This window comes from Haemophilus sp. SZY H56, from assembly GCF_054332415.1.
The window spans coordinates 112,042-118,447 of the sequence record NZ_JBTGNX010000007.1 but is presented as its reverse complement, the minus strand read 5'-3'; the positions used below and the strand labels follow the sequence as shown (position 1 = coordinate 118,447).

Annotated in this window: 6 protein-coding genes and 2 tRNA genes; 5 read left to right on the top strand and 3 right to left on the bottom strand. The window is 37.6% G+C overall.

Going from position 1 to position 6,406, the window contains the following annotated elements; all coding sequences use genetic code 11:
• Position 1 precedes the first annotated feature (1 nt).
• Positions 2–76: transfer RNA gene (locus ACXVWP_RS07095), tRNA-Gln, on the top strand.
• 47 nt (positions 77–123) lie between these two features.
• Positions 124–198 (top strand) — tRNA-Gln (locus ACXVWP_RS07090).
• 135 nt (positions 199–333) lie between these two features.
• Here the strand turns inward: ACXVWP_RS07090 and prfC are convergent.
• On the bottom strand, positions 334–1,917 hold the full coding sequence (gene prfC / locus ACXVWP_RS07085) for a peptide chain release factor 3 (protein WP_289901973.1): 1,584 nt from the start codon (positions 1,915–1,917) through the stop codon (positions 334–336).
• 219 nt (positions 1,918–2,136) lie between these two features.
• Here prfC and ACXVWP_RS07080 point away from each other — a divergent pair, with 219 nt between their 5' ends.
• From ACXVWP_RS07080 to argG, 3 genes are all read left to right on the top strand, one after another.
• Positions 2,137–2,997, top strand: a complete 861-nt coding sequence (locus ACXVWP_RS07080) for a phosphoribosylaminoimidazolesuccinocarboxamide synthase (RefSeq protein WP_369866722.1) — start codon at positions 2,137–2,139, stop codon at positions 2,995–2,997.
• A gap of 71 nt (positions 2,998–3,068) precedes the next feature.
• Positions 3,069–3,899 carry a Rossmann-fold NAD(P)-binding domain-containing protein gene (locus tag ACXVWP_RS07075; RefSeq protein ID WP_289901971.1) on the top strand — a complete coding sequence of 277 codons (831 nt, stop codon included), beginning with the start codon at positions 3,069–3,071 and terminating at the stop codon, positions 3,897–3,899.
• Between the two features lie 51 nt (positions 3,900–3,950).
• On the top strand, positions 3,951–5,285 hold the full coding sequence (gene argG / locus ACXVWP_RS07070) for an argininosuccinate synthase (protein WP_289901970.1): 1,335 nt from the start codon (positions 3,951–3,953) through the stop codon (positions 5,283–5,285).
• Positions 5,286–5,391: 106 nt separating this feature from the next.
• On the opposite strand, the gene fur is transcribed toward argG, so the two are convergent.
• Together fur and fldA are read right to left on the bottom strand one after the other, a co-directional pair.
• Entirely contained in the window at positions 5,392–5,826 is a 435-nt protein-coding gene (gene fur, locus ACXVWP_RS07065) for a ferric iron uptake transcriptional regulator (protein ID WP_126471749.1), read from the bottom strand.
• Between the two features lie 32 nt (positions 5,827–5,858).
• A complete protein-coding gene (gene fldA / locus ACXVWP_RS07060; protein ID WP_289901969.1) occupies positions 5,859–6,383 on the bottom strand; it encodes a flavodoxin FldA in 525 nt (174 codons plus the stop codon).
• Positions 6,384–6,406 lie beyond the last annotated feature (23 nt).

Sequence of the window (6,406 nt, the reverse complement as noted above, 5' to 3'; positions counted from 1 at the left end):
TTGGGGTATCGCCAAGCGGTAAGGCACCGGGTTTTGATCTCGGCATCCCTAGGTTCGAATCCTAGTACCCCAGCCATACTATCTAAATAAAATCTTCTTTATTTCCAATCAAAGAATTTTAGTTGGGGTATCGCCAAGCGGTAAGGCACCGGGTTTTGATCTCGGCATCCCTAGGTTCGAATCCTAGTACCCCAGCCATCTTATTTTTCAATTTCTTTTGTATAAAAAATGCAATTAAATTTAACCGCACCTTAGTTATTTTAATTTTTATTTATCACTAAAAAAGTGCGGTACCAAATTCACTATAAATTTAGACCGCACTTCGTATTGTAATTAATGTTCCCTTGTCTTAAAGAAGATCACATCAGGATAACGTTCTTGTGCTAGATTTAGATTTACCATGGTAGGTGCGATATAAGTCAGATTATCACCGCCATCTAATGCTAGATTTTGCTCATTTTTACGTTTGAACTCTTCAAATTTTTTGTTATCCGCACATTCTACCCAACGAGCCGTTGCGACATTGACAGTTTCGTAAATGGCTTCAACGTTATATTCTGATTTCAAACGAGAAACGACTACATCAAACTGTAACACACCAACTGCGCCAACAATTAAATCATTATTGCTTAATGGACGGAATACTTGCACAGCACCTTCTTCAGAAAGTTGTACTAAGCCTTTTAACAATTGTTTTTGTTTAAGAGGATCTTTCAAACGAATACGACGGAATAATTCAGGGGCAAAGTTTGGAATACCGGTAAATTTCAGATCTTCACCTTGTGTGAAGGTATCACCAATTTGAATTGTACCGTGATTGTGCAAGCCGATAATATCACCAGCATAGGCCTCATCGGCATGGGTACGGTCACCCGCCATAAAGGTGAGCGCATCAGAAATAACCACATCTTTACCAATACGTACGTGTTTAAGTTTCATGCCTTTTTCATATTTGCCAGAAACTACACGAAGGAAAGCCACGCGGTCGCGGTGTTTTGGATCCATATTGGCTTGGATTTTAAACACGAAACCGCTGAATTTTTCTTCTTCTGCTGAAACTTTACGAGTATCTGCTTGGCGAGCTTGTGGTGCAGGCGCCCATTCGGTTAAACCATCCAAGAAATGATCGACACCGAAGTTACCTAATGCAGTACCAAAAAAGACTGGTGTTAATTCACCACTTAAGAATAAATCCAAATCAAATTCATTACTTGCACCTTTTACTAGCTCTAATTCATCTCGCAGTTGTTGGGCTAAGTCATCACCTACGGCTGCGTCTAATTCAGGGCTATTTAAGCCTTTCACGATTCGTACTTCTTGAATAGTAGAGCCTTGGCCACTTTGATAAAGATAGGTTTCATCTTTATATAAATGATAAACTCCTTTAAACAATTTACCGCAACCAATCGGCCAAGTAATCGGTGCACAATGGATTTTTAATATGCTTTCCACTTCATCTAATAATTCCATCGGATCGCGAATATCTCGGTCAAGTTTATTCATGAAAGTGATAATTGGTGTATCGCGTAAACGGGTCACTTCCATTAATTTAATGGTTCGTTCTTCAACCCCTTTTGCTGAGTCGATAACCATCAAGCAGCTATCCACGGCCGTTAAAGTGCGGTAGGTATCTTCCGAGAAATCTTCATGTCCCGGTGTATCCAATAAATTCACTAAGCATTCATTGTAAGGGAATTGCATCACGGAAGTGGTAATGGAAATACCACGTTGTTTTTCCATTTCCATCCAGTCAGATTTTGCATGCTGTGCAGAGCCTTTACCTTTTACTGAGCCTGCTTTTTGAATGGCATTGCCGTATAACAATACCTTTTCGGTGATGGTGGTTTTACCTGCGTCAGGGTGGGAAATAATCGCAAATGTGCGACGTTTATTCACTTCTTCTAATGGATAACTCATTTGTCTTGTTTCTTCTGTTTTAAATAATGCTGTATTGTCGCTGATTTTCAGATTGAGCTCAAATTAAATTGTTTTTCTTTTGTTATCTATAGCTTATTTAGGTGTATGACTCTGTAATTTCTTTTCTTTAAAAATTTTTGATAAAAAAAGCAAACGTTTGCGCAAAAGTGCGGTATAATACGCGCCGATTTTTTATTCTTATAATAAAAGGTGCAAACAATGACACAACTTAGTCTAAAAAAAATCTATTCAGGGAAAGTGCGTGATCTTTATGAGATCGATGATAAACGAATGTTAATGGTAGCCAGTGACCGTTTGTCTGCATTTGATGTAATTTTAGATGATCCTATCCCACGCAAAGGTGAAATTCTGACTCAAATTTCCAATTTCTGGTTCAATAAGTTAGCCCATATTATGCCGAATCATTTTACAGGCGATTCAGTTTATGATGTGTTACCAAAAGAAGAAGCTGATTTAGTAAAAGATCGAGCAGTGGTATGTAAGCGTTTGAAACCAATAAAAATTGAATCTATCGTGCGTGGTTATTTAACAGGTAGTGGGCTAAAAGATTATAAGCAAACGGGCACCATTTGTGGTTTGAAATTGCCAGAAGGATTAGTTGAGGCAAGTAAATTACCTGAACCAGTTTTTACGCCATCAAGTAAAGAAGAAGTGGGCAATCACGATATCAATATTAGCTATGAAGAATGTGAAAAAGCTATTGGCGTAGAATTGGCGGCAAAAGTGAGAGAAAAAGCGATAGCGCTTTATACTGAGGCTGCGAAATATGCGCTGACTAAAGGTATTATTATTTGTGATACTAAATTTGAATTAGGTTTAGATGAAAATGGCACACTCACTTTAATGGATGAGGTATTAACGCCAGATTCTAGTCGTTTTTGGTCAGTTGATACTTATAAAGAAGGCACAAATCCACCGTCGTTTGATAAGCAATTTGTACGAGATTGGTTAGAGCAAAGTGGTTGGAATAAACAACCACCAGCGCCTAAAGTACCAAAAGAAGTAATTGAAAAAACAGTGGCTAAATATCGAGAGGCGTTGGATTTATTAACAAAATAACATTAACAATCTCCCTGCTATGCTTTAGAATGGCAGGGATTTTTTCGGATAGAATTTGTGAATAAAAGAAAATGAAATCTGTTGCAATAGTTGGTTTAGGTTGGTTAGGTTTGCCGCTGACGCAACACTTAAAAAAACTCGGTTGGCGTGTAAAAGGCTCAAAACAATCTTTCGCGGATGCTCAACGATTGCATCAGTTAGGCATTGAAGCCTATCCTTTTTCTTTTTCAGAAAAAATAAAGAGTTTGCCTGATAATATTCAATCTCTTTTTGATGTGAATGCACTCATTATCACCTTACCACCTAGCCGTTTTTCTTCTCAACAGTATTGTGAACATCTTACTTTTTTAACTAATCAAGCAAAGAAACAAGGTGTACAGCACTTGATTTTTACCAGTTCAACGTCTGTTTTTCCTGATATTTCGGGGCAATTTGATGAAGATTCTCAACTTTCAGCTGAAACAGAAATGGGTAAAACACTGATACAAGCCGAGCAGTGCTTGTTCCAATCGGAAATATCTCATTGCGATATTCTTCGACTTGCAGGATTAATTGGGAAACAACGCCATCCGGTTAAATTCTTAGCAGGAAAATGTAATTTAAAACAGGGTAATTCGCCTGTTAATTTGGTGCATCTTGAAGATTGCATTCAAGCTATTACTACCTTACTTATGAATCCAAATGGATTGCGAACTTACCATCTTTGCGCGCCAATTCATCCTACACGAGCAGAATATTACACAAAAGCAGCGGCATTTTATGATTTATCCATACCACAATTTGAATGTAGTGATTCGGATCCGAAACGAATCATTATAGCAGATAAGATTTGTCGAGATTTAGGCTTCGTTTATCGTTATCCAAATCCCGATGAGATGTTAGAAAAGCGCAGTGATTTTTGACTGCACTTTTTAAAGACTCACTCACCATAACCACAATGAAGGAAATAAAATATGTCAAATACAATTCTGCAACATTTACCTAAAGGCCAAAAAGTTGGTATTGCTTTTTCAGGCGGGCTCGATACCAGTGCGGCATTACTTTGGATGCGTCAAAAAGGTGCAATACCTTATGCTTATACAGCAAACTTAGGTCAACCAGATGAAGATGATTACAATGCAATTCCCAAAAAAGCGATGGAATATGGTGCGGAAAATGCGCGTTTAGTAGATTGTCGTGCGCAGTTAGCCCATGAAGGACTTGCGGCTATTCAATGTGGTGCATTCCATATTTCGACTGGTGGAGCAACCTATTTCAATACCACACCACTTGGTCGTGCGGTAACGGGTACGATGCTTGTTGCAGCAATGAAAGAAGATGATGTCAATATTTGGGGTGATGGTTCAACTTTTAAAGGTAATGATATTGAGCGTTTTTATCGTTATGGTTTATTAACCAACCCAAATTTAAAAATTTACAAACCATGGTTAGATCAACAATTCATTGATGAGTTAGGTGGTCGTTTTGAAATGTCACAATTCTTGATTGAAAATGGTTTTGACTACAAAATGTCAGTAGAAAAAGCCTATTCAACTGACTCTAATATGTTAGGTGCAACTCATGAAGCGAAAGACTTAGAAGAATTAAATTGCGGCATTAAAATTGTGAAGCCAATCATGGGCGTGGCATTCTGGGATGAAAATGTTGAAGTGAAACCAGAAGTAGTGACTGTTCGTTTTGAAGAAGGTGTGCCAGTTGCCTTAAATGGTAAAACATTTGATAACGTGGTGGATCTTTTCTTAGAAGCAAATCGCATTGGTGGTCGTCATGGTTTAGGCATGTCAGATCAAATTGAAAACCGTATTATCGAAGCAAAATCACGTGGTATTTATGAAGCACCGGGAATGGCATTATTCCACATTGCTTATGAGCGTTTAGTCACCGGTATTCACAATGAAGATACTATTGAACAATATCGTATCAACGGTTTACGTTTAGGCCGTTTATTATACCAAGGTCGTTGGTTTGATCCACAAGCGTTAATGTTACGTGAAACGGCACAACGTTGGGTGGCTCGTGCGATTACAGGAGAAGTGACATTAGAACTTCGTCGTGGTAATGATTATTCAATCTTAAATACTGAATCACCAAACTTAACTTATGCGGCAGAACGTTTGAGTATGGAAAAAGTGGAAAATGCACCATTTGATCCAATCGATCGTATTGGTCAATTAACCATGCGTAACTTAGACGTAGCAGATACACGTGGCAAATTAAGTATCTACTCTCAAGTGGGTTTATTAACTGCAGGGAAAGATTCTGTTTTGCCACAATTAGGTAAAAAATAATTTTCTCTTTTAAATAGAAAGAAGTGCGGTCGATTTTGACCGCATTTTTAGTTGAGATAATAAAAAACCTTAGGTTTAGCCTAAGGTTTTTGTTTTTTAGCAAGCATTATTTTTTCTCTTCACATTTGTTGATATCGCTACATTTACCGTAGAGATATAAACTGTGTGCTTTTAATTTGATACCATGTTGCTGACTGATTTCTTTTTGACGCTGTTCGATAATATTATCAGTAAACTCAAATACTTTACCGCAATCTTCACAGATAATGTGATCGTGGTGTTCTGTTGGTGCAAGTTCAAAAACAGACTTGTTACCTTCAAAATTATGACGAATTAAGATATGCGCTTCATTAAATTGGTTAAGCACACGATATACAGTTGCAAGGCCAATATCACTGCCTTGTTCCAATAAGATCTTATATACATCTTCTGCTGAGAAATGCTCGTTTTTATGCTCTTGCATTAACGTAAGAATAGTCAGCCGAGGTTCAGTAATTTTTAATCCGGCTTTTTTGAGTAATTTGATGTTTTCTTCAGACATAATGTTCCCTTAAATATGCTAAATAGAGATGGTTAAGCTAATTCTGCTAAACACATTTCATTGTAGATTTGTTTTGTCCATTTCTCTACGCGTTCTGCAGTAAGTTCCGGTTGACGATCTTCATCAATACATAAGCCAATGAAGTTTCCATCGTCCAGTAATGCTTTCGATGCTTCAAAGGTGTAACCATCCGTTGACCAATTGCCCACGATAATTGCGCCACGTGGTTCAACGATATCACGTACTGTACCGATTGCATCACAGAAATAATCAGCATAATCTTCCTGATCGCCACAGCCAAAAATACCCACTAATTTGTCAGTAAAATCAATTTCTTCTAAAGTAGGGAAAAAATCATCCCAGTCAGCTTGCGCTTCACCGTAATACCAAGTCGGAATACCGAAAAGTAAAAAATCATAACTTTCGATATCTTCTTTTGTGCTTTTTGCAATGTCACGAATATCGACTAATTCATTGCCTAATTGTTTTTGAATCATTTTTGCAATGTTTTCTGTATTACCTGTGTCACTACCGTAAAATAAACCGACAACTGCCATTGTTCTTTCCTTTAAATAAAATT